Raw genomic sequence first — 21,935 nt, 5'->3', positions numbered from 1 at the left:
CGTCACCCCGGGCTTGACCCGGGGTCCCGCTTTTGCGGCCGACGATAAGAAGCGGGACCCCGGATCAAGTCCGGGGTGACGGGCCCCTATCCCTATGTCCGTTCACAAACGAGCCTAGACGTGCCTCTTCACCGGCAGGCACACTGGCACGCGCATTGCGGCTTGGCCTTCGGCTTCCACTTGCGAACCGGCTTGCGGTAGCTGCGGCGCACAGGCGCGCGGTACACTGTTTCCTCGATATACTCGGTGACGGTGGTCGTGACGACGGGTGCTTGCTGCACCGTAATCGTCGTGGTCACGCCGCCAGGGTAGTAATAGCCACTGCCTGCCGACCAGCTTTGCGTATAGCCATGCGGATAGAGTGGCTGCACCACCGCACCGCCCTGCACCTGAACTTGCGGGAGATAGCTGCCGCTCTGCTGACCCCGTTGATAGCCTCGCTGGCCGCCTACTTCATAAGTGCCCTCATAGCTGCCCTGATAGCCAGTCGTCGGTGCGGCATAGGGTGCGCCATAGCCAGGCTGATCGTCATCATAGCCTTCATCGCGCGTGTCATCCCAGCCGATGCCCTGCACGCTATCATAGACGCGTCCACGATCATCGATCAGCACGGCATCGTCATAATAGCGCGACCAGTGATAGCCATAAGGCGGCGGCGCGAGGCCGTAGCTGGCGAAGTTGCCGATAAAGAAGCTCGGCGCGATCCAATAGGATGGCAGCGCAAAGCCGCGGCCGGGGCGGCGATAGGCGTTCCAGCCGCCCGGCGCCTGCACACCACCGATCCAGCGCCCGCCGACGCGACCACCCCAACGCTGGCCCTGAAATTGCTGGCCCTGGAAACGCTGGCCAGCCATCCGTTGGCCGCTCATCCGCGGTTGCCCGACGCGCGGCGCAGGCATACCCATCTGCGGCGCAGGCTGCGGCGTGATCGCCACGGGCGGGCCACCTTGCGGCCCTGCCGGTGGCACCGCGATCTGCGGCGCCACCATGCGTCCACCCCCGAGTCGCTGGGCATCGGCAGGGCCGGCCATCGTCGTCGCCAAAAGGGCAAGTGACGCGATCATGGGGGTTCGCATGGTTAACTCTCCAACGGGTACCGGGACAGGCCGTCAAACGGACCATATCCTTAACGCGACCGTTACCATTTTTGGCAGTTTTCAGCCACGGGAGAGCGTGTCCCAGATCGGGTCAGCCAAGTCGGGCTAAAGCCGCGCGGCAAGCATCGCCGCCAGTGCCTCTACCCCGGCGGCATCGGCGGCATCGAACCGCGCCGCTATTGGGCTGTCGAGGTCGAGCACCCCCAGCAACACCCCATCCCGCACGATCGGCACGACGAGTTCGGACCGGCTATCGGCATCGCAGGCGATATGGCCGGGAAAGGCATGGACATCATCGACCAGCTGCGTCGTCAACGTGGCGGCGGCCGTACCGCAAACCCCCGCACCCATGGCGATCCGAATGCAGGCAGGCTTGCCCTGAAACGGCCCGAGCACCAGCTCACCGCCGACCAGACGGTAAAATCCCGCCCAGTTGAGATCGGGCAGATATTGCCACATCAGCGCTGCCGCATTGGCCATATTCGCCACCGCATCGGGCTCATCCGCGGTCAGCGCGTCGAGCGCCGAGGCGAGATCGCGGTACAATTCGTCCTTGGCGCTGGTATCGACGGTGAAGGCGTACATGGGGTGGGCTTTCCGGGGCAGTGAGCAGGCAAATTGGGAGTGCGGGCTCCCTTTGGCAAGGCGGTGCGGTTGAGGATCGTTTTGCCGGGCAATCTTTCGAAAGCTCGGAAGTAAACGACTATCACGCTGGATTGCCTATTCCACAATGACCGCTTCTGGTGGAAAGCGGTAGGGCAGGTTTCGGGCGGCCGACCTCGCATAGAGGCCCTTCGATCGCGCCGCACTGTTCCACGGCTGCCGCCCCTGTTTCAGACATTTCCGAGGTCAACGCGGAACAGTAGCTTCAAGTGATCGCGGATCGCCGAGAGCAGCGGCATGTCGAGCTCGAAAGCGATTTCGGTCTGGCGGCCATTGATCCTGAAACCTGTCATCAAACCCTCCAGACCCGCATCCCGCGAGCTTTGGTTCAGCCTTGCGTGTGCGACGTGATCGATGCCATGAAGATCCCCGACACTTCGCGGATCTTCTGGCGGAATTCCTCGATCGAGCTTGCTGCCTTCTTCAAGCCGTTGATCGACAGCATCAACAACTCGGCAAAATCGCGGGCCGGCATCGCGGCACCAGGCAACGGCGCATCGGCCTGTGCGGCCGCGATGGCGCCCGATAGGTAGACAATCAGCCGGTTTCGCCCGTCGATCATGTCCTGCAGCGCCGCCCCATTGTTGAGGTCCATGAACTCGGCGCCATGCGGCGACCCGGCAACCGGTTCATAATAGATGCGTTCATAGGCGAGGATGGCGCGCGTGACACGATCGGCCACGGGCGCGTCCTCCGCCAGCACGGCGGCAGCTTCGTCGATGGCCTGGTTCTGGCGGTGGTTGGCGAGCTGACGAAACAAGGTCTCCTTGTTGTCGAACATCGCATAGAGCGTCGGCCGGGAGATGCCGGCAGCCGCGGCGATTTCCGACATCGAGGCACGGCGAAAGCCATATTGGGCGAATAAGGTTGCTGCTGCCTCGAACACGGTCTCTCGCTTGGCGTCCTGCTTCATCAACCGGCCTTTCAGAATCACATTTACAGTTGTTGTTTGAAGTGTAAAGTACGAATTGCTGATCGACGCAGCGATCGGTTTGACTGGAGCCATCATGACCAAAGTTCTCGTGACGGGTGCAACCGGATTTGTCGCGTCGCACCTGATCCTCGCCCTGCTCGACAACGGCTATGAGGTGCGCGGCACCGCGCGTTCCGCCGCCAAGGGCGAGGCGCTCAACCGGATCCTTTCTGACTTTGCCGGGCGTCCGATCGCCATCGAGATCGTCGCCGCCGACCTCAGCAGCGACGCCGGCTGGGCGGAAGCGATGGCGGACATCACCTATGTTCAGCATGTGGCGTCGCCGTTTCCACCGACTCAGCCTGCCTCGGCCAACGAGTTGATCGGGCCAGCCCGTGACGGGGCGCTGCGGGTGCTGAAGGCGGCAAAAGCAGCGGGCGTCAAGCGGGTGGTGCTGACTTCGTCGGTCGCGGCGGTCGATACCGGCTGGGGTGCCGACGCGCCGGCAGCCTATGACGAGAGCCACTGGACCAAGATGGACGATCTCGACCGGGTCTCCTTTTATGCCCAATCAAAGCTGCTCGCCGAGCGCGCGGCGTGGGATTATGTGCATGGCGAAGGCGCCGGGCTGGAACTCGCCGTCATCAACCCGGTCGCGGTGCTGGGACCGGCGATGAGCAAGGACGTCTCGACCTCGCTCGGCATGGTGATCGGGCCGCTGCGCCGATCGATGCCGCGCTATCCGCGGCTGCACCAGGGCATTGTCGATGTTCGCGATGTGGCAAAGGCGCATATCGAGGCGATGGAACGCCCGGATGCCGCTGGCGAGCGCTACATCGTCTGTTCGGAGACGCTTTGGTTCGCCGAGGTCGGCGCCATCCTGCGCGAGGCCTATCCCGATCGCAAGCTGCCCCGGGGCGAGTTGCCGACCTGGCTGGTGAGGCTGATGGCGCGGTCCAATGCCAACCTCAAGCCGTTGCTGCCCAATCTCAACCGCCAACGGGTGTATGACAACCGAAAGGCGCGCGAGCGGCTGGGCATCGACTTCATCCCGGCCCGCGAGGCGCTGCTGGCGAGTGCCGAATCCGCCGTCCGGCTGGGCATGGTGTGACAGCCGATGCGCCTGTACCGGACGATGTCGTGATGTCCGCGGCCATTGCCACCGCCGGGCGCCTGCTGCTGGCCTCGCTGTTCCTCTTCGCCGGAGTCCTGAAGCTGACCACCTATGCCCAGACAGGGGCTAGCATGGCGGCGGCCGGGCTGGAACCTGTATCGCTGCTGCTGCCAGCAACGATCGCGCTCGAACTCGGCGGCGGCCTGCTCGTCGCGATCGGCCGCCGCGGGGCGGCACTTGCGGCCTTTGTTCTCGCCATCTTCACGCTGGCGACCAATTACTGGTTCCACGATTTCTGGACGATGGAAGGCGAAGTTGCGCGGCTGCAAGGTTCGCTGTTCTTGAAGAATGTAGCTGTCGCCGGCGGATTGCTGCTGCTGGCCGGCTCACAAGATCAGCAGCGTCGATGATTGCGCTTGAAACCAGCGGCTGGGTGCCGCGCTGATCGAAAGCTTGTTCCGATGCAGTTCATCAGGCTTGGCCCTTTCGAGAATATCAGCCGGCTGACGCTCGGCGGTGCCGGACTTGGCGAGGTGTGGGGCACCACCAACCGCGACGAGGCGCTGGCCACCATCGGCGATGCCATTGATGCGGGTATCAACCTAATCGACGCGGCCCCCCGATATCGCAATTGCGAAGCGATCATCGGCGAAGCCTTTGCCGGGCGCTTGCCCAACAGCGTCCGCATCACCACCAAATGCGGGCTGGGCGCGCCCGGACGGGGCACCGTTGCCAGCCGGCTGGAGGCCTCGCTTGACGCCAGCCTGGCGGTGATGCGGCTGGAGCGGGTCGACATCTTTCTCCTACACAGTTTCATCGCCGATGACGACGCGGCATTTCGATTCGATGCTACGCTCCGCGCCGAGCATGTTACGCCGTGGGAACACTATGTCGACGAGGTCGTCCCAGCGTTCGAAGCTCTGAAAGCAGGCGGGCGGATCGGCGCCTGGGGCATCACCGGGGTCGGTGTGCCTTCGACAATCCTCAAGGCGCTGCGCCACGCGATCCGCCCCGACATCGTGCAGGCCATTAGCAACCTGATGGATTCGCCCGGCGGCATGCACGCCTATGGCGAGGCGCCGCAGCCGCGCGACATTATCCGCGCGGCCGCCCTGAACGGCGTCGGTGTCATGGGCATTCGCGCCGTCCAGGCCGGCGCACTGACCTCGGCCATCGATCGGCCGCTGAAGGATTCCCACCCCGAAATGCGCGATTTCCGGGCTGCCGCGCCGTTCCGTGCCTTGTGTGCCGATATCAGTGCTTCGCCGGCGGCCATCGCCCACCGCTATGCACTCGATATGGACGGCGTTGACACTGTAGTGCTGGGGGTGAAGAACCGACAGGAACTCGCCGAATGCCTCTTGGCCGAACGAGCTGGCCCGCTCCCGGTCGACTTGCGCTCCCGTATCGATGGGCTCGGACTAGCCGACAACCAAGCTTGCCCAGTTTCCCGGGCTTGAACCGCTGGGGGCTCTGCTGCTGGATCGCGACCACCGGCGTCGATCTGATGACCACTGGTTGCGAGAGGAGGAACCTCGGATCCGCCTGAATCAACGTGCTGTCAAGCTGGGCTCCAAACGGGATTAATCGTTCGATGCAGGCGCGGGCAAATGCAGAATATCGACTGGTGGCTGAAGCGGACGTTCAACCGCGCTACGACCAACTGCCGCTGTGTCCCAGGTGTCGACATTGGTCGAAGCATGGCAAGCGACGATCGAGCGACGGGTTTTAGGAAACCTAAAAACGGCGCTGACCGGCTGGGATTGGGGCGCTTGCAGCCAGTCTGCTTTTCCGCCCGATAGCCGTCGTTCCGCTTTCGGGTAGGGCAGCAATGCGCCAAGGCGCACTACGGAGAGAACTGTTGGAAAGCAGTCACTTCGCTGTCAGTTGTGTCCCCGCGAAGGCGGGGATCCAGTCTGGGCTCCCGCCTTCGCGGGAGCACAATGTCAACTTCTGCGATTGGGCGGAAGCTGCCCAACTTTTCATCGTCACCCCGGGCTCGTCCCGGGGTGACGGCTTTGGCGGAACGGCAGCGGCAAAGGGAAAGCCTCTACAAAACTAGCCACGGCGTTCCTACATCGTCACAAACAGAAACCGTTCCGGCCGCTCTTTGAACTTGTTGATCACAGCCGGTTTTCTCTCCCAAAACCGAAGTTGCGAAAAAGTGCGCGAGACCCGCAACTTCCGCAACTTCACATTGGAATGTGCGCCATCCTTTTGCGTGGGATGAAGTGAGACCGGATCGAAAAAAGCGACATCGCGGACGGCGGCCTAATCAACCGACACCCGACCGCGTCCTGCCTTCACCTCGCTCCGACCCTTTTTCGCGTCGACGCGGCGGGCCTTGGCGGCTTTGCTTGGCTTGGTTTTGACGCGGCGGACGGGGCGTTCATGCGCTTTGCCGATCAGTTCGGACAGGCGCGCGCGGGCGTCGGTGCGGTTGGCGTCCTGCGTGCGAAATTTGCGCGCGGTGATGACGAGTTCGCCCGCTGCCGTCATCTTCGTGCCCGCGAGCACCTTCAGCCGCTGATAGACATCTGGCGCGAGGCCGAGCTTGAACACGGCGACGCGCAGCTGCACCGCGGTCGCCACCTTGTTGACGTTCTGCCCGCCCGGCCCCGATGCGGCCAGAAACCGCTCCTCCTCGATCGCGCTTTCGGGGAGAACATACTCAGCCATGGCCCGGCTCGATGATGGGCTCAGCATCAGCGGACGCTTCAGCGCCGAATCCCGCCGCCGCAAATCGCTCAGGCAAGGGCGCTTCGGCGCTCACATCGGGCTTGCCCTCGCGCGGCACGATGAGCGCGGCGGCGTGAAGCAGCATGCCATGCGGCCCCTTGCGCCCATAAACCGGATCGCCCGCGACCGGCGCGCCGAGCCCTTCGGCAGCGTGCACCCTGATCTGGTGGGTGCGCCCGGTTTCGGGACGGAACTCGACAAGCGATTGCGCGCCTTCCACCCGCACCAGCCGCCAATGGGTGCGCGATGGCTTGCCCTTGGGGCTGCCGATCATTCGCCAACCATCCGCCTCGCTGCTGATCTTGTCGAGCGCGATGTCGATCAGCCCCTCCTCGCCGGTCGGCACGCCGTCGAGCACCGCCAGATAGCGCTTCGTCACCAGCCCCGCCTCGAACACGCGCTGGAACCGCTTATGGGCCTTGGGATTGCGGGAAAGGAGCAGGCAGCCACTGGTATCCCGGTCGAGCCGGTGCACCGCCTGCGGCCAGCGCTGAAAGCCGAAGGTCAGGCTCTGGAGATGGTTTTCGAGGCTCAGCGCACCGTCGCGCGGCGGATCGACCGGCAGGCCGGTTGGCTTGTCAATGACGATCGCTTCGCCGTCGATGAAAAGAACATGGTCGGTTATCATTCCCCGCCCTTGCCACTCGCCGCGCCCGCGTGCCACAAAAAGCGCAAGCTACCTTCCCGGAGACCCCATGAAACACCTCGCCGCCATCGCCGTGATGACGATCGCGCTGATTCCGTCGATCGCGATGGCATCAGGTCAGGAGCTGTGTATCGGCCACCGGGTGGAGGTGGGACGCGATGGGCGGATGCTTGGGCATTTGCCCTATGGCCAGGCGAACCAGCCCGAACTGGTGACGATGCCGTCGCGCTTTTCGCTCGGCACACCCTGCCGGTTGCGACCCGAAGCAGCGGCTGACCTGTCGCGCATGCTGACCGACGCGACATCGGCGGGCCTTGGCGGTCAGATCAAGGCGATATCCTGCTACCGCACCGTTGCGCGCCAACGCAGCGTCTTTTGCGGCCAGATTGGCCCGGGCAAACGCTGCAAGAACCCGGCCGAGCGCGCCCGCTATGTCGGCCCGCCCGGCTATAGCGAGCATGCGACCGGCTATGCGCTCGATTTCGGTGCGCGGCCATCGGGCGGGTGCGTCGATCTCGAGGCGTGCTTCGCCAATACCCGCGCTGGTCGCTGGTTGCTCACCCACGCCAGCAACTACGGGTTCGAGCTGTCATTTCCGGCGGGCAATGCGCAGGGCGTGACGTGGGAACCGTGGCACTGGCGCTGGGTCGGCACATCGCCAACCGCCCCCGGCGCCGGGCCCGCCCGTGCGATTTTTGCGCGTGCCCGAACCGCCTATCCCGCGCGCCCGATGCAGGTCGACGCGCCTGCAATCACGGCGCCGGAAATGCCAGCCGCGGTGCCTCCATCGGAAGCACCGCTGCCGCGATAAACCGATGCTGCGCGATCACATCAACGTGCGATAATTCTGTACCGTTCGTGCTGAGCGAAGTCGAAGCACCCTGCGCAACGCGTGGCCTTCGACTTCGCTCAGGCCGAACGGACATTGTTCAGATGTACTGCGATGAGCTCTATGCGACGAGCTTACCCGCAACCTCTGCGATCCGGCGCCCCTGATAGCGGGCACCGTCCAGTTCGGTCGCACTTGGCTGGCGGCTGCCATTGCCGTCAGCGATCGTCGTCGCGCCGTAAGGCGATCCGCCCTTCACGTCGTCGACACCCATCTGGCCCTGAAAGCCATAATCGAGCCCGACAATCGTCATCCCGAAATGCAGCAAATTGGTGATGATCGAAAACAGCGTCACCTCCTGGCCGCCATGTTGTGTCGCGCTCGATGTGAAGGCACCGCCGACCTTGCCGTTCAGGGCACCGCGGTACCAAAGCCCGCCGGCCTGATCGAGAAACGCCGCCATCTGGGCGGGCATGCGGCCGAAGCGCGTTGGCGCGCCGATGACGATGGCGTCGTAATTGGCCAGTTCTTCGACCGATCCGATCACCGGGTGGGCGCTGTCTGTTTTGAAATGCGCCGCTTCCACAACCGCCTGGGGCGCGGTTTCGGGCACGCGGCGGACATCAACGGTCGCACCGGCCGAGCGGGCACCATCGGCAACGGCATCGGCCATCTGCTCGATATGGCCATAGGACGAGTAATACAGAACAAGGACCTTCGACACGATAAGTCTCCAATTTCAAGCGATTGCATCGCGTGAATCGCGGGGGCGATAAAATTCGGGGCGGACACCGCACGGGGGGGGAGAGAAGCGATGTCCGCCCCTTCCGCGCCCACGGACGGGCTCGGAAACGGGGAATATTTCAACAATTAAAATACGTTACTCGGAATCAACCAGAACAATTTCGGACTCTTCAATCGCCGTGATCGTCACTGTCTGTCCGCCGTGAATCGCTGCACCGTCGCGGGCGGCTATCACTTCGCCATCGATGTCGATGCGGCCGGTGGCCGGTACCAGATACCCGTGCCGCCCTTCGCCAAGCGTGTAGTTGATCGTGTCGCCCGCCTTCACCGTGGCAGCGAGCAACCGGGCATCGGCACGGATTGGCAAAGCGCCTTCATCCTCGGCGAAACCGCTGGCGAGCGTGACGAACTGGCCCGACCGATCGCCCTTGGGGAACGGCTTTGCCCCCCAGCTTGGCGATCCGCCCAAGCGCTTCGGCTCGATCCAGATCTGGAAGATCCGCGTGGTTTCCGGCTCCAGATTATACTCCGAATGGCGAACGCCAGTGCCCGCGCTCATCACCTGCACATCACCTGCTTCGGTACGGCCGGTATTGCCCAGCGAATCCTGGTGCGTGATCGCACCCGCCCGGACATAGGTGATGATCTCCATGTCGCGGTGTGGATGCGGCGGAAAGCCCGAATTGGCGGCGATCTCGTCATCATTCCACACGCGGATGCTGCCCCAGCCCATCCGGTCAGGATCATAGTAATTGGCGAACGAAAAATGGTGGCGCGCATTCAGCCAGCCATGATCGGCATGGCCAAGGCTGTCGAAAGGCCGCCGGTCGATACGTGTCTTGGTCAACATGGGAACCTCCTTGAAGTTGACGCCAAGATAGGGGTTGCGTTTGCGGCGTAAATGGAAACGATAGAAACGCATCGTTTCCGATATCGGTCAATTTATGTGGAGGGTGATGTGCGGCTTCCCGATCTTGAAGCATGGGCGATCTTTGCGAGCGTCGTCGAGCATCGGTCGTTTAGTGGGGCGGCGGACGCGATCGGCCTGTCAAAGGCGACCATCTCCAAGGCGGTGACGCGGCTCGAAACGCACCTCGGCCAATCGCTGTTCCACCGCACGTCGCGTCGGTTGAGCCTGACAGAAAATGGCAGAGTGCTCGCCGAACGCGCCGCCCGCATTCTAGGCGAAGCCAATGCAGCGGAAGAAGCTGCGCGCGACGCAGCCCTGGCCCCGGCGGGGCTGATCCGCATGGCTGCCCCGATGACGCTTGGCCTGTTGTACCTAACCGAGCTGATTGCCGATTTTATCGCCGCGCATCCGGGCATCGAAATCGATCTCCATCTGTCGGACACCAAGCTGGATATCGTCGCCGAGGGGTTTGACATCGCGGTCCGTGTCGCCAATCTCCCCGATAGTTCGCTTCGCGCGCGACGGTTGGGGCCTGTGACCGTGCATATCGTGGCCGCGCCCGTCTATCTTGCCCGCCACGGCACCCCAACTCACCCCGCGCAACTCGGCGAGCATGCCTGCCTTGCCTATACCAACCTGCACGGCCCATGGCGTTTCGCGGGACCAGGTGGTGCCGAAGTGGCGGTGCGTCCGGCCGGGCCGTTCCGTGCGAATAGCGGCGATGCTCTCCTCCCCGCGCTCCGCCAGGGTCTGGGGATTGCGGTGCTGCCCGATTTCATCGTCGGCGACGATATCGCGGCCGGCACGCTGACGCCGATCCTGGCCGACTGGCACGCGCCCCCGATTGCGTTGCACCTCATGACCCCACCCGGCAGCCTGCGCCCGGCGCGCGTCGATCTGCTGCTCGATTATCTCACCGTGCACCTGCGTCGATTGTGCCCCGTCGACGACGGGCCGCATGATGTACCAAATGCCGAATTCACCAATTCGGCACAATGATTGGGCTTGGTGTCGACCTAAAGGATTCTCCGCGACTCGTGGAGTCAGGCCGATTAATCTGAAATTAACCTTTTACCTTCATTACTGATCAGGTTAATGGAATGTGTGTGAACGCGCCGAGCGACTGGGGATGTTCGGGGCTGCGAGCAACAGGGGAACTGCCAGATGCGCGTACTGCTGATCGAAGACGAGCCCACCACGGCCAAAGCCATTGAACTGATGCTCTCGGCTGAGGGCTTCAACGTTTATACCACCGATCTTGGCGAAGAAGGCCTCGATCTGGGCAAGCTGTATGATTATGATATCATCCTGCTCGACCTGAACCTGCCCGATATGCACGGCTATGACGTGTTGAAAAAGCTCCGCGTCGCCCGGGTGCAGACGCCGGTTCTGATCCTTTCCGGCATCAACGAAATGGACAGCAAGGTCCGCTCGTTCGGTTTCGGCGCTGACGATTATGTCACCAAGCCTTTCCACCGCGAAGAACTCACCGCCCGCATCCACGCGGTTGTGCGCCGTTCCAAGGGCCATTCGCAGTCGGTGATCCGCACCGGCAAGCTCGCCGTCAATCTGGATGCCAAGACCGTCGAAGTCGATGGCGCCCGCGTCCACCTGACCGGCAAGGAATATGCGATGCTCGAGCTGCTTTCGCTGCGCAAAGGCACCACGCTTACCAAGGAAATGTTCCTGAACCACCTTTATGGCGGCATGGACGAACCCGAACTCAAGATCATCGACGTGTTCATCTGCAAGCTGCGCAAGAAGCTCAGCATGGCCTGCGAAGGCGACAACTATATCGAAACCGTCTGGGGTCGCGGCTATGTGCTACGCGAGCCTGACGAAGTGCAGGAAGCTGCCGTCGCATAAGCAAGATTAAATACGGGGGAAAAGCCCGCAGTTTCCAAGTCGGAAACTGCGGGCTTTTTTGTTGTTCCTCATGATGCACTTGATCATGGTGACGCAGCAGCCTGGCTTTTGTATAGCGTCGCTACCGAAGAGAAAGGCCAATGAACGCCTGACCGGACGGGAGCGATGCGATGAACGAGGAAGATTTTCTGCTGGCCGCCACCATGGCCCCGCCACCCCTCCAGGCCCCGGTCTCCAAGACCAACGCAGCCACCGGGCATAATCATGACCCCGTCGCCACCGCGATGTTCAACGCGATCCGGCAGAGCAAGGATCTGACGATCACCCGGCGGGATTTCGAAACCGCGATCGAGCATACCGGCATCTTACTCGACGACCCGCGTATTCGCGAAACGGTGAAGGCATTGCGTCGGCGGGCCGATCTTGAGCCGATCACGCTTTCTGAATTTGCCGAAAGCCTGCACCCATCGACGACATCGCTGCTGCACCGGGCGTTGCGCGGCGACCTGATCATCCCTGATTTTCAGCGGTTCCGCGACAAGCTGACGACAATCTTTGATTTTGTTCGGGATTATAATGGGGGCGAAGTCGCCACCTATATTCCCCAGCTCGCCAGGGTAAATCCGGATCTTTATTCGATTGCGGTCTGCACCGTCGATGGCCAGCGAATGTCGCTTGGCGATGATGAAGAACGCTATTGTGTCCAATCCACATGCAAGCCAATCAATTATGCAATTGCGATGGATACGCTGGGCCAGGCGCAAGTGCAGCGTCATGTCGGGCGCGAGCCCTCGGGTCGGTCCTTTAATGAGCTGACCCTCAACAACGCGTCATTGCCGCACAATCCGATGATCAACGCCGGCGCGATCATGTGCTCGGCGTTGATCAAGCCCGGCCTCCCGCTCGCCGATCGCTTCGATTATGTCATGAGCGTCTGGCGATCGCTGGCGGGCAATGAATCCGCGGGGTTCGATAACTCGGTCTATCTGTCAGAAAAGGATACCGCCGACCGCAATTTTGCGCTCGCCTATTTCATGCGGGAGAACAAAGCCTTCCCGCCCGATACCGATCTGATCGCGACGCTCGATTTCTATTTCCAGTGTTGTTCGATCACCGTCGACGTCAAACAAATGGCAACCGTTGCGGCCACATTTGCTAATGGCGGCATTTGCCCGATGACGGACAAGCGCGTGTTCTCTCCGTCCACTACCAAGAACTGCCTGTCGCTGATGTACAGCTGCGGCATGTATGATTTTTCAGGCGAATATGCGTTCACGGTGGGCTTGCCCGCCAAATCGGGGGTGTCCGGCGCGATGTTCATTGTCGTGCCGGGTGTGTGCGGGATTGCGCTTTACAGCCCGCGCCTTGATTCACTCGGCAACACCGTCCGCGGGGTCGAATTCTCCAAGCGACTGGTCGAGACCTTTCCATTCCATACCTATGCCAACGTGGTTGCCGACCACCGGCTGGTCGACCCACGTCGCAGCGAAGTGATGAACGAGGTCGAGCCGGCGTTTTTGATGTGCGCAGCGGGCGCCCGCGGCGACGTGAGTGAAATGCGACGGCTGATCGCCAAAGGCACGGACGTCAATTCGGCCGATTATGATGGTCGCACCGGGCTGCACCTGGCCGCAAGCGAGGGCCATACCGAAGCGGTACGATTCCTGATCGATCAGGGCGCACGCATCGATCCCAAGGATCGCTGGGGCAACACGCCGCTCGATGATGCCGTGCGTGGTGGACACGCAACCGTCGAAAAGCTGTTGCGGCTGGTGGGAGAAGAATTGCAGCAAATCATCGGCACCGCCGCCGAACCGGGTGCCGAAGCGACCGCTCAGCCCAAGCCAAAACCTACAAAGCTGGCACGGGACCGTTAGTGGAGGCAGCGCTGCTGGACCAGTATCACGTGCAGCAGATACCGCGCACCCGCCGCCGCCTCACCGCCCCCAAACCTTCACCCCACCGATCCACGTCTCTTCGACCTTTGTCGCGCGCAGATCGCTTGGGCTGGCGAGCAGCGGATCGCGATCAACGATGATGAAATCGGCCCATTGCCCCGCGCCCAGCCGCCCGAAATCCTTTTCGGCAAAACCTGCATAGGCGGCGTCCATCGTATAGGCGCGCCAGGCCTGTTCGCGGCTGATGCGTTCCTGTGGCTGCCACCCGCCAAAGGGCTGGCCATCGGCGTCTGACCGGGTGAAGCCCGTCGCCCAGCCCGCGAACGGGTCGGGGCTCTCAACCGGGTAATCAGTGCCGAACGCCAGCACCGCACCCTGCTGGAGCATCGTCTGCCAAGCATAGGCCCCCGCCAGCCGCGCTGGCCCCAATCGCGCCTCTGCCATGGTGCGGTCGCTGGTTTCATGCACCGGCTGCATCGAGGCGATGATGCCGTTTTTGCCGAACTTGGCGAGATCGACGGGGTCGATCACCTGGGCATGCTCCACCCGCCAGCGCCGATCGCCCTTATAGGTTTCGGCCAGATCGGCGATCGCATCGACCACTTGCGCATTGGCCTTGTCGCCGATCGCGTGGACGGCGACCTGATAATTGTCCATCGCCGCGCGGCTCATCAGGTTGCGCAGTACGTCATCCGCCAGGAACCCGGCGCCGGACTGCCCCGGTGCATCGGCATAGGGGGCCTTCAGCCACGCCCCGCGCGATCCCAGCGCGCCATCGGTGTAAAGCTTCATCCCCGCCAGCTTCAGCCGCCCGCCATAGAGCCAGGGCGTCGGGCCGATGCCGCCGATGCGGATCGTGTCTTCCAGCCCCGCACCATAGCTCATGATCCGCACCCGGAGCGATCCGGCATCGCCGAGCCGACGATACGCCATCCAGTCATCGAGCGAGGTGCCCATATCCGCTGTCGCGGTGATGCCATAGCTCAGCAGGATCGCCTGCGCCTTCAGCACCGCAGTGCCGCGTTCCTTGGGGAGCGGCTTGGGCACGGCCTTCAGCACCAGTTCCTGGGCTGAATCGACGAACACGCCGTTCGGCTCTGCCCCGGTTTTCTCAATACGACCACCGGCGGGCGAAATGCTCTTGGCGGTGATGCCCGCCGCCTTCATCGCCGCGCTGTTCGCCCAGCTCGCATGGCCATCCGCGCGGGACAGCCAGACCGGGCGATCGTTCACCACCGCATCAAGATCGGCAGCAGTGGGAAAACGGCCCAGCCCCCATTTTTCCTGATTCCAGCCGCCGCCCAAGATCCATTTCTTTTCGGGGTTCGCGGCGACATAGGTCGCGATCTTCGCCTTGGCCTCGTCCAGCGACTTGGTGTCCGACAGATCAAGCTCAAGCGCCCGGAACCCCAGTTCGACCACATGGCCGTGCGCATCGACAAAGCCGGGCAGCAGCACCTTGCCCTTCATATCTGCGCGCCAATCAAGCCTGTCGGGGCGCTTCTCCCCCTGTTTCATCAGGCGAGCGACATGGCCGTCAGGTGTGATCAGCAGCCCGGTAAAACGCAGCACCTTGCCATCGGCATCAAGCGTGACGCCATCGACATTGTCGATCAGACCATCGGCGAAGGCGGGATTTGGCATTGTCGCGAGCAGCGCCGCGAGCAGAAACTTCTTCATTTCGGCATTCTCCTGACCAGCGAGCTCGTATCCTGGCGGTTTCCGCCCATTTTCTGCACATCGGCATAATATTGATCGACCATCGCCGCGACCGGCAGGCTCGCGCCGTTCTTGCGCGCTTCATCGAGCGCGAGGCCAAGGTCCTTGCGCATCCAATCGACCGCAAAGCCGAAATCGAATTTGTCCTCGCTCATCGTTTGCCAGCGATTGACCATCTGCCAGCTTTGCGCGGCCCCGCCTGAAATCGCTTCGAACACCTTGTCGAGATCGAGATCGCTCGCCTGGGCAAAGCGCAGCGCCTCGCTCAAGCCCTGCAGCACCCCGGCGATCGCGATCTGGTTGACCATCTTGGTCTGCTGCCCGGCGCCGGGCCCGCCGACATGGACGATGCGGAGCGCATAGGCCGCCATCAGCGGCTCCGCCGCCGCCATCGCCGCCGCTGTGCCACCGCACATGATCGAGAGCTTGCCATTCTCCGCCCCCGCCTGCCCGCCCGAAACCGGTGCATCGACGACCAGTGTGCGCGCTAACGCCAACCGACGGGCGATGTCGGCGGAGACGGTGGTGTGATCGATAAAGACCGCATCGTCACGCATTGCCGCGAACGCGCCGTCAGTGCCCAGCGTCACCTGTGCCAGATCGTCATCATTGCCCACGCAAGCAATCACCGCATCCTTGCCCGTCGCGGCGGCCGCTGGGCTATCCGCCACCGCCCCGCCATGCGCCGCCACCCAAGCCTCTGCCTTGGCGCGGGTGCGGTTATAGACGGTCAGGCTGTGCCCTGCCGCTGCGAGATGGCGTGCCATGGGGCCGCCCATGATTCCGGTGCCGATGAATGCGATATCTGCCATGGAACCAGCGCATAAGGCGTGTTCCTTCGCCACGCCAGATGGTCTAGTTGCCGTGGCCATGGCTACCGATCCCCTCCCCCCGTCCGCAGCACCCCTGCTCGTATCGATTGATGATGTACGCGCGGCGCACGCCCGCATTGCCCCATCAATCGTTCGCACACCGACGCTGATCAGCAAGACTTTGTCCGATCTGACCGGCGCGACCGTCTATCTGAAGTTCGAAAACCTGCAGTTCACCGCTGCCTATAAGGAGCGTGGCGCGCTAAACACGTTGATGCAGCTCAACCCGAAGGTGATCGGCGTGATCGCCGCATCGGCAGGCAATCACGCGCAGGGCCTTGCCTATCACGCCAACCGGCTCGGCATTCCCGCAACGATCGTGATGCCCACCACCACCCCGACGGTGAAGGTAACGCAAACCGAAGGACACGGCGCAACCGTGATCCTGTTCGGCGAGACGTTCGACGCCGCCTATGCCCACGCCCGCGAACTGGAGGCGGCGCGCGGCTTCACCTTTGTCCACCCGTTCGACGATCCGCGCATCATCGCGGGCCAGGGCACCGTCGCGATCGAGATGCTGGAAGACGTGCCCGCGATCGACACGATCGTGACGCCGATCGGCGGCGGCGGTCTGATTTCCGGCATGGCGACGGTGGCGCGCGCCAGCGGCCGCGATATCGAGGTGATCGGCGTTGAGGCGGAGCTGTTCCCGTCGATGTACAACCGGATCAACGGCACCGACATGCCCTGCGCGGGCGATACACTGGCCGAGGGCATTGCGGTCAAGGAACCCGGCGCGATCACCGCGACGATGGTCGAGGCGCTGGTCGATGACATTCTGCTCGTCAGCGAACGGAACCTCGAGAAGGCGGTCAGCCTGTTGCTTCAGATCGAAAAGACCGTCGTCGAGGGTGCAGGCGCGGCGGGGCTGGCCGCGTTGCTCCAGCATCCCGAGCGTTTCCGGGGCAAGACGGTGGGGATCACGCTGTGCGGCGGCAATATCGACACGCGCCTGCTCGCCAATGTGCTGCTGCGTGATCTGGCGCGATCGGGGCGGCTGGCGCGCCTGCGGGTGCGGCTGCAGGATCAGCCGGGGGCGCTGTTCAATCTGGTGCGCGTGTTCGATGCCGAACGCGTCAACATCATCGAAGTCTATCACCAGCGCGTCTTCACGACATTGCCCGCCAAGGGACTGATCACCGATATCGAATGCGAAACGCGTGATCGCGCGCATCTCGACCGGCTAATCGCCGCGATCCGGTTGGCGGGTTATGAAGCGAGCTTGGTTGAGCTCGCCTGACGAAGCGAATCCTGCGCACGACGAACCGAGTCGTCCGACTCTTTCGCATCCGCCACGATCAACTAGAGTGGCTATACTTGCTGTGGGAATGCCCCAAGGCGAGAAGCTTTGACTCATCCTTTCCCGCCGTTAACCTTCAATCATGGTAAAGCCGCTTTTCATCACGATGGTGGTGATTCATAAGGGGCGCATCGGGGTGCCGGTTTTCGGCAAGTTTGGGAGGATCAGCGGCAGTGTCAGCGCCTTTTCGCTTTCCGCGATTCTTCGTCACCAGCCCGGCACCGTGCCCCTATTTGCCCGATCGGCTTGAACGCAAAGTCTTCACCGAGCTGAACGGCCCGCATGCGGTCGAGCTGAACGACGCGCTTGGCCGGATCGGCTTTCGCCGCAGCCAGTCGGTCGCCTATCGCCCCAGCTGCGCCGGATGCACTGCCTGTGTGTCGGTGCGCGTCGTTGCCAATGATTTCAAACCCAACGCCACCCAGCGCAAGCTGATCCGCCGCCACGCCGATCTGGAAGTCAGCGCGTGCAAGCCCTGGGCAACCGATGAGCAGTTCGAGCTGCTCCGCCGCTACCTCGCCAATCGCCACCCGGGCGGCGGCATGGCGGGCATGGATGACGGCGATTATGCCGATATGGTCGAACAAAGCCCGGTAAACAGCTTCGTCGTCGAATATCGTGAACCAGCCGCGCATGGCCGCCGCGGTCGGCTGATCGGCGCGTGCCTTACCGATCAGCAGGCCGATGGCTTATCGATGATCTACAGCTTTTTCGATGCCGCCGATGAAAGCCGCCCCGGCCTGGGCAATCTTATTATCCTTGATCACATCCTGCGCGCCCGTGCGATCGGCTTGCCCTATGTCTATCTCGGCTATTGGGTGAAGGGATCGGAGCGGATGTCGTACAAGACGCGCTATCGCCCGATCGAAGTGCTCGGCCCTTCGGGATGGCGCGTGATGGCCGATGAAGACATCGCGATCGAACGCCTGCCTGCACTGGCGGATGAGTTGGCCTGAATCCGGGGGCACTCGTGGCCCTTGATGCGTTTTTCCCCTCGGCCCAATTGCGACCTTTCTCCCACAACCGTTCGTCACCCCGGGCTTGACCCGGGGTCCCGCTGCCTTGCGCCGTTCGACAAGAAGCTGGACCCCGGATCAAGGCTCTCCTGAGCCTGTCGAAGGATCCGGGGCGACGGTATTTTGGAAATGACACGCCTCAACCCTCGCCGATCGCATCTACGCTGATGTCGACGTCGAGCTCTTCATTGCCCTCGCCGAGCCGGGATCCGGCGACGGGGGCTGCCCCTGCCGCATCCAGCCCGATGCTGACGCGCACATAATCCTGCGTCGCGCACAGCCCCGTGCCAGGATCGAACGCTACCCAGCCGAGCACCGGTACATGCGCCTCTGCCCAGCCATGCGGGGTGGGTTGCTGCCCGCCGCCGCCGACCGATAGGCTATAGCCCGATACATAGCGCGCCGGGGCACCAATCGCGCGGGCGCAGGCGATGAAGATATGCGCCAGATCCCGCGCCGGTGCCCGCTCCTCCGCGAAAGCCTGCGCGGCCGTGCGGCCCTGCACTGGGCGGCGCAAACACAAGGTGAATCGATCGAACACAGCGCGGTTGAGCGCATGAAGTCGCTCAAGTGGCGATCCTCCGCTGGCTGCCGCCTGGGCGAAGTCGGCCATCGCCGCATCTGCCTGCGTCAACGGTGTCGATCGCAGGAATAGATCGGGTGGGAAACGCTCCGTGGAGCCATCGATCACCCCGGCATTCGGCGCGGTCAGCACTTCGCCGGTAACGCAAATCTCGATCGCGCTGATCGGTCCTTCAGCATAAAGCATCGTCACCTTGTTGCCGAAACCGTCCCGCGCTTCCTTCAGCCGCGCGTCGCAATCGATATCGATCCGCCATGCCGCGATCGTCTGATCATGCGTATCGCTCGGCGTCATCCGCAGCATCTGTACCAGCCGCGATTGCGGGGTGGAGAAGCGGTACAGCGTGCGGTGATCGATCGACAGCCTCATCTTACCTGCCTCAAGCGACGAACCGGAATTGGCGCGCAATCGCCCCGCTCAACAGCGCATTCTCGGCATTAAACGCCTTCAGATATTGGTGCAGCCCGTTTGCGATCACTTCTTTCGAGGTCGTCTTCTGCATTCGGGCATAGCGCATCCGCGCCATCCGGTCCGCCTCGCCCTGTAGCCCGGTCCGCTTGGCGAGCAGGCTCAGGATCTCGACCGTCTCCTCCACCGCACCCGCCAGCGATCGCGGCATTTCCTGGCGGCTGAGCAGCAAATCGATCACATTGGCCGGGGTCAGCCCGTCATTGTACAGCCAGCGATAGGCGGTAACGGCCGACACGGTCTGCAAAATCGTCGTCCATTGATCGCGATCGACCAGACCGCCCACCGCCTCACCTTCGGGCAGCAGCAGGTGATATTTCACGTCGAGCAGCCGCGCGGTGTTGTCCGCTCGCTCGATCAACTGGCCGAGCCGGATGAACGCGTTTGCCTGGTTGCGGAGCATCCGGTGAACCGCGCCTTCGAACCCCAAGGTCTCTACCTTGACCGCCTCGACCAGGTTGAGCGTTGCCACCGTACCGCCTGGACTAGACCGATTGCTGAACACCAGCCACGCGCGGTTGATTGACGTCCAGGCATCCCGCGTCAGCGCCGTGCGCACTGCCTTGGCATTCATCCGGGCCATATCGAGACAACGCACGATCGATCCAGGATGGCTGGCATCGACTGTCAGGAATCGCGCGACATGCGCCTGGGTGATCGATTGTTTGGTGGCGGCAAAGGCCTCGTCGGTCTCCGAGACCGCCAGCGCGCTCGCCCACGCGGCCTCACCCGCGGGTCGCGCCGACAGCGCATCGAGCCGCACCGTCGCCTCCACCAACCGCGCAACAAAATCCGCGCGCTCGACATAGCGACCGAGCCAGTACAGCGATGCGGCGGTACGCGAGAGCATCAGTTCTGCGCCTGTTGCTGCTGCTGACTTTGCGATTGGGCAGCCACCGTCCCCGCCTCGCCATTGTCGAGCAGCACGAAGCTGTCCTTCGTCCCGCCACCCTGGCTGGAGTTCACCACGAGCGAGCCCTGTTTCAGCGCCACGCGCGTCAGCCCGCCGGGTACGACCTGCACGCCCTTTGACCCCGTCAGCACAAAGGGACGGAAATCGACATGGCGCGGCGACAGGCCATCGTCCGCCAGCGTTGGCACGGTCGACAGCGCGAGCGTGGGCTGCGCAATGTAACGCTGCGGTTCGGCGACGAGCGCGGCGCGAAACGCCTCGATCTCCGCCTTGGTCGCGGTGGGGCCGACGAGCATCCCGTAGCCGCCTGACCCATCGACCAGCTTCACGACGAGATCCGACAGGTTATCGAGCACATATTGCAGGGCCTGCGGCTCGCGGCAGCGATAGGTCTCCACATTGGGCAGCTTGGCGTCACCGCCCGAATAGAAGCGGACGATTTCCGGCATATAGCTGTAAATCGCCTTGTCATCGGCGATGCCGTTGCCGGGCGCGTTGATGATGGCGACATTGCCCGCAGCATAGGCAGCGATCAGCCCCGGCACACCCAGCATCGAATCAGGGCGGAACACCAACGGATCGAGATAATCATCGTCAATCCGCCGATAGATGACATCAACCCGCACCCGGCCCGATATCGTCCGCATCCAGACGATGTCGTTATCAACAACAAGATCAGCCGCCTCAACCAGCTCGATGCCCATGCTGTCGGCCAGGAAGCTGTGTTCATAATAGGCCGAATTATAATGGCCCGGCGTCAGCACCACGCACACCGGATTATTGCCCGCACTCAACGGCGTTACCGATCGCATCGTCTCGAGCAGCTTATCGGGATAGCTGTCGACGGCCGCGACCCTCAGCGACCTGAACAGCTCGGGGCACAGCCGCAGCATCGCCTCCCGGTTTTCGAGCATATATGAAACACCCGATGGCGTCCGGGCATTATCCTCGAGCACGTAAAAATCATTGGGACCGGTACGGACCAGATCAATCCCGCAGATATGCGCCCATACCCCGTGTGGCGGCCGCATCCCCGCGATTTCGGGCCGGAATTGAGGATTACCGAAGATCAGATCAGGCGGGATGACGCCTTCTGCCAGAATGCGCCGCTCGCCATAAATGTCGTCAAGAAACGCATTGATCGCCTCAACCCGCTGGACGAGTCCTTCGGACAGTCGCGCCCATTCATCGGCCAGGAAAACACGTGGGACGATATCGAACGGAATGATCCGCTCGGCCGCGTCACCGTCGCCATAGACCGCAAAGGTAATGCCGAGCTGACGGAACGCGGCTTCGGCGGCTTGCTGACGACGGCGCAGGTCGGAAGTCGTTGTATCGGCGAGCCAGCTGCCAAGCGCGGCGAGTTCGGGGCGCGCGACCTGTGCCGCGCCAGTCCCCCAAATCTCGTCAAACGCCAGCTTCAACGCCATTAATGCAGCACCGCTCCCAACCCCGTCGCTAACACCATGCTGCAACGCTTTGTTGCAATGCACAAGGGGGCCAGCGAAGATGTGACCGTCAGCCTATGCCTTTTGGGATAGGCGTTAAAGCAGCAGCATGAGCACTATCGATCGGCAGACGATCTGCGCAACCTCCGCAGCGACTAGTCGCGCCGGACAAGAGCTGCCACCTTCGCTGGCGATGC

General features: G+C 62.8%; 22 protein-coding genes. 9 read left to right on the top strand and 13 right to left on the bottom strand.

Features of this window, described 5'->3' with window-relative positions; all coding sequences use genetic code 11:
- Positions 1-128 precede the first annotated feature (128 nt).
- From B7Y49_RS08465 to B7Y49_RS08450, 4 genes are all read right to left on the bottom strand, one after another.
- Positions 129-1,076: an RcnB family protein gene (locus B7Y49_RS08465; RefSeq protein ID WP_374127149.1), complete on the bottom strand. Its 948-nt coding sequence runs from the start codon at positions 1,074-1,076 to the stop codon at positions 129-131.
- 126 nt (positions 1,077-1,202) lie between these two features.
- Positions 1,203-1,682, bottom strand: coding sequence for a GAF domain-containing protein (locus tag B7Y49_RS08460; RefSeq protein ID WP_374127148.1), 480 nt, complete (start codon positions 1,680-1,682; stop codon positions 1,203-1,205).
- Positions 1,683-1,930: 248 nt separating this feature from the next.
- Positions 1,931-2,053: a hypothetical protein gene (locus tag B7Y49_RS08455; RefSeq protein WP_374127147.1), complete on the bottom strand. Its 123-nt coding sequence runs from the start codon at positions 2,051-2,053 to the stop codon at positions 1,931-1,933.
- Between the two features lie 35 nt (positions 2,054-2,088).
- Complete coding sequence (locus B7Y49_RS08450) at positions 2,089-2,673, bottom strand: TetR/AcrR family transcriptional regulator (protein ID WP_374127146.1); 585 nt, start codon at positions 2,671-2,673, stop codon at positions 2,089-2,091.
- Between the two features lie 94 nt (positions 2,674-2,767).
- On the opposite strand from B7Y49_RS08450, the gene B7Y49_RS08445 reads away from it, so the two are divergent.
- The 3 genes from B7Y49_RS08445 to B7Y49_RS08435 are packed head-to-tail and all read left to right on the top strand — an operon-like array spanning position 2,768 to position 5,247.
- A complete protein-coding gene (locus tag B7Y49_RS08445) occupies positions 2,768-3,784 on the top strand; it encodes an aldehyde reductase (RefSeq protein WP_374127145.1) in 1,017 nt (338 codons plus the stop codon).
- On the top strand, positions 3,781-4,197 hold the full coding sequence (locus B7Y49_RS08440; protein ID WP_374127144.1) for a DoxX family protein: 417 nt from the start codon (positions 3,781-3,783) through the stop codon (positions 4,195-4,197). Before B7Y49_RS08445 ends, B7Y49_RS08440 begins: the two co-directional genes overlap by 4 nt.
- Before the next feature lie 51 nt (positions 4,198-4,248).
- Complete coding sequence (locus B7Y49_RS08435; protein WP_374127143.1) at positions 4,249-5,247, top strand: aldo/keto reductase; 999 nt, start codon at positions 4,249-4,251, stop codon at positions 5,245-5,247.
- An 811-nt stretch (positions 5,248-6,058) separates the two neighbouring features.
- On the opposite strand, the gene arfB is transcribed toward B7Y49_RS08435, so the two are convergent.
- Complete coding sequence (arfB, locus tag B7Y49_RS08430; protein ID WP_374127142.1) at positions 6,059-6,466, bottom strand: aminoacyl-tRNA hydrolase; 408 nt, start codon at positions 6,464-6,466, stop codon at positions 6,059-6,061.
- Positions 6,459-7,154, bottom strand: coding sequence for an RluA family pseudouridine synthase (locus tag B7Y49_RS08425; protein WP_374127141.1), 696 nt, complete (start codon positions 7,152-7,154; stop codon positions 6,459-6,461). Before B7Y49_RS08425 ends, arfB begins: the two co-directional genes overlap by 8 nt.
- Positions 7,155-7,221: 67 nt before the next feature.
- Between B7Y49_RS08425 and B7Y49_RS08420 the strand changes: the two genes are divergently transcribed.
- Positions 7,222-7,983, top strand: a complete 762-nt coding sequence (locus B7Y49_RS08420) for a M15 family metallopeptidase (RefSeq protein ID WP_374127140.1) — start codon at positions 7,222-7,224, stop codon at positions 7,981-7,983.
- Positions 7,984-8,122: 139 nt separating this feature from the next.
- On the opposite strand, the gene wrbA is transcribed toward B7Y49_RS08420, so the two are convergent.
- The gene (wrbA, locus tag B7Y49_RS08415; protein ID WP_374127139.1) at positions 8,123-8,725 is read right to left on the bottom strand and encodes an NAD(P)H:quinone oxidoreductase; all 603 of its coding nucleotides are present in this window, start codon (positions 8,723-8,725) and stop codon (positions 8,123-8,125) included.
- A 156-nt stretch (positions 8,726-8,881) separates the two neighbouring features.
- Complete coding sequence (locus B7Y49_RS08410; protein ID WP_374127138.1) at positions 8,882-9,595, bottom strand: pirin family protein; 714 nt, start codon at positions 9,593-9,595, stop codon at positions 8,882-8,884.
- Between the two features lie 108 nt (positions 9,596-9,703).
- On the opposite strand from B7Y49_RS08410, the gene B7Y49_RS08405 reads away from it, so the two are divergent.
- The 3 genes from B7Y49_RS08405 (at position 9,704) to glsA (ending at position 13,398) form a co-directional block, all read left to right on the top strand.
- A complete protein-coding gene (locus B7Y49_RS08405; protein ID WP_374127159.1) occupies positions 9,704-10,654 on the top strand; it encodes a LysR family transcriptional regulator in 951 nt (316 codons plus the stop codon).
- Between the two features lie 165 nt (positions 10,655-10,819).
- Entirely contained in the window at positions 10,820-11,521 is a 702-nt protein-coding gene (ctrA, locus tag B7Y49_RS08400; protein WP_374127137.1) for a response regulator transcription factor, read from the top strand.
- Positions 11,522-11,691: 170 nt separating this feature from the next.
- On the top strand, positions 11,692-13,398 hold the full coding sequence (gene glsA / locus B7Y49_RS08395; RefSeq protein WP_374127136.1) for a glutaminase A: 1,707 nt from the start codon (positions 11,692-11,694) through the stop codon (positions 13,396-13,398).
- Positions 13,399-13,458: 60 nt separating this feature from the next.
- Here glsA and B7Y49_RS08390 read toward each other — a convergent pair whose 3' ends face one another.
- Together B7Y49_RS08390 and B7Y49_RS08385 are read right to left on the bottom strand one after the other, a co-directional pair.
- Positions 13,459-15,099, bottom strand: coding sequence for an amidohydrolase (locus tag B7Y49_RS08390; RefSeq protein ID WP_374127135.1), 1,641 nt, complete (start codon positions 15,097-15,099; stop codon positions 13,459-13,461).
- Positions 15,096-15,950 carry an NAD(P)-dependent oxidoreductase gene (locus B7Y49_RS08385; RefSeq protein ID WP_374127134.1) on the bottom strand — a complete coding sequence of 285 codons (855 nt, stop codon included), beginning with the start codon at positions 15,948-15,950 and terminating at the stop codon, positions 15,096-15,098. The genes B7Y49_RS08390 and B7Y49_RS08385 overlap by 4 nt, the downstream gene beginning before the upstream one ends.
- Positions 15,951-16,008: 58 nt before the next feature.
- On the opposite strand from B7Y49_RS08385, the gene B7Y49_RS08380 reads away from it, so the two are divergent.
- On the top strand, positions 16,009-17,250 hold the full coding sequence (locus B7Y49_RS08380; RefSeq protein WP_374127133.1) for a threonine ammonia-lyase: 1,242 nt from the start codon (positions 16,009-16,011) through the stop codon (positions 17,248-17,250).
- A 233-nt stretch (positions 17,251-17,483) separates the two neighbouring features.
- Complete coding sequence (locus B7Y49_RS08375) at positions 17,484-18,266, top strand: arginyl-transferase family protein (protein WP_374127132.1); 783 nt, start codon at positions 17,484-17,486, stop codon at positions 18,264-18,266.
- A 199-nt stretch (positions 18,267-18,465) separates the two neighbouring features.
- On the opposite strand, the gene B7Y49_RS08370 is transcribed toward B7Y49_RS08375, so the two are convergent.
- From B7Y49_RS08370 to B7Y49_RS08360, 3 genes are read right to left on the bottom strand one after another with little or no spacing between them, the layout of a single operon-like run.
- Positions 18,466-19,278: a transglutaminase family protein gene (locus tag B7Y49_RS08370; RefSeq protein ID WP_374127131.1), complete on the bottom strand. Its 813-nt coding sequence runs from the start codon at positions 19,276-19,278 to the stop codon at positions 18,466-18,468.
- Positions 19,279-19,288: 10 nt separating this feature from the next.
- Positions 19,289-20,227 carry an alpha-E domain-containing protein gene (locus B7Y49_RS08365; RefSeq protein WP_374127130.1) on the bottom strand — a complete coding sequence of 313 codons (939 nt, stop codon included), beginning with the start codon at positions 20,225-20,227 and terminating at the stop codon, positions 19,289-19,291.
- Positions 20,227-21,720 (bottom strand): circularly permuted type 2 ATP-grasp protein, encoded by a 1,494-nt coding sequence (locus B7Y49_RS08360; RefSeq protein WP_374127129.1) that lies wholly within the window; start codon positions 21,718-21,720, stop codon positions 20,227-20,229. The genes B7Y49_RS08365 and B7Y49_RS08360 overlap by 1 nt, the downstream gene beginning before the upstream one ends.
- Positions 21,721-21,935: the final 215 nt, after the last annotated feature.

Source organism: Sphingomonas sp. 28-62-11, assembly GCF_002278865.1.
Classification (GTDB): domain Bacteria; phylum Pseudomonadota; class Alphaproteobacteria; order Sphingomonadales; family Sphingomonadaceae; genus Sphingomonas.
Note: the sequence above shows the minus strand (reverse complement) of the source record. Positions and strands in the feature narration are given on the sequence as shown.

Bases quoted from the DNA above. Each gene is read 5' to 3' on its own strand.
- B7Y49_RS08460 (WP_374127148.1), bottom strand. From the start codon at position 1,682: ATGTACGCCTTCACCGTCGATACCAGCGCCAAGGACGAATTGTACCGC.
- arfB (WP_374127142.1), bottom strand. From the start codon at position 6,466: ATGGCTGAGTATGTTCTCCCCGAAAGCGCGATCGAGGAGGAGCGGTTT.
- B7Y49_RS08435 (WP_374127143.1), top strand. From the start codon at position 4,249: ATGCAGTTCATCAGGCTTGGCCCTTTCGAGAATATCAGCCGGCTGACG.
- B7Y49_RS08365 (WP_374127130.1), bottom strand. From the start codon at position 20,227: ATGCTCTCGCGTACCGCCGCATCGCTGTACTGGCTCGGTCGCTATGTC.
- B7Y49_RS08360 (WP_374127129.1), bottom strand. From the start codon at position 21,720: ATGGCGTTGAAGCTGGCGTTTGACGAGATTTGGGGGACTGGCGCGGCA.
- ctrA (WP_374127137.1), top strand. From the start codon at position 10,820: ATGCGCGTACTGCTGATCGAAGACGAGCCCACCACGGCCAAAGCCATT.
- B7Y49_RS08370 (WP_374127131.1), bottom strand. From the start codon at position 19,278: ATGAGGCTGTCGATCGATCACCGCACGCTGTACCGCTTCTCCACCCCG.
- B7Y49_RS08455 (WP_374127147.1), bottom strand. From the start codon at position 2,053: ATGACAGGTTTCAGGATCAATGGCCGCCAGACCGAAATCGCTTTCGAG.
- glsA (WP_374127136.1), top strand. From the start codon at position 11,692: ATGAACGAGGAAGATTTTCTGCTGGCCGCCACCATGGCCCCGCCACCC.
- B7Y49_RS08450 (WP_374127146.1), bottom strand. From the start codon at position 2,673: ATGAAGCAGGACGCCAAGCGAGAGACCGTGTTCGAGGCAGCAGCAACC.
- B7Y49_RS08420 (WP_374127140.1), top strand. From the start codon at position 7,222: ATGAAACACCTCGCCGCCATCGCCGTGATGACGATCGCGCTGATTCCG.
- B7Y49_RS08390 (WP_374127135.1), bottom strand. From the start codon at position 15,099: ATGAAGAAGTTTCTGCTCGCGGCGCTGCTCGCGACAATGCCAAATCCC.
- B7Y49_RS08410 (WP_374127138.1), bottom strand. From the start codon at position 9,595: ATGTTGACCAAGACACGTATCGACCGGCGGCCTTTCGACAGCCTTGGC.
- B7Y49_RS08425 (WP_374127141.1), bottom strand. From the start codon at position 7,154: ATGATAACCGACCATGTTCTTTTCATCGACGGCGAAGCGATCGTCATT.
- B7Y49_RS08385 (WP_374127134.1), bottom strand. From the start codon at position 15,950: ATGGCAGATATCGCATTCATCGGCACCGGAATCATGGGCGGCCCCATG.
- B7Y49_RS08465 (WP_374127149.1), bottom strand. From the start codon at position 1,076: ATGCGAACCCCCATGATCGCGTCACTTGCCCTTTTGGCGACGACGATG.
- B7Y49_RS08445 (WP_374127145.1), top strand. From the start codon at position 2,768: ATGACCAAAGTTCTCGTGACGGGTGCAACCGGATTTGTCGCGTCGCAC.
- B7Y49_RS08380 (WP_374127133.1), top strand. From the start codon at position 16,009: ATGGCTACCGATCCCCTCCCCCCGTCCGCAGCACCCCTGCTCGTATCG.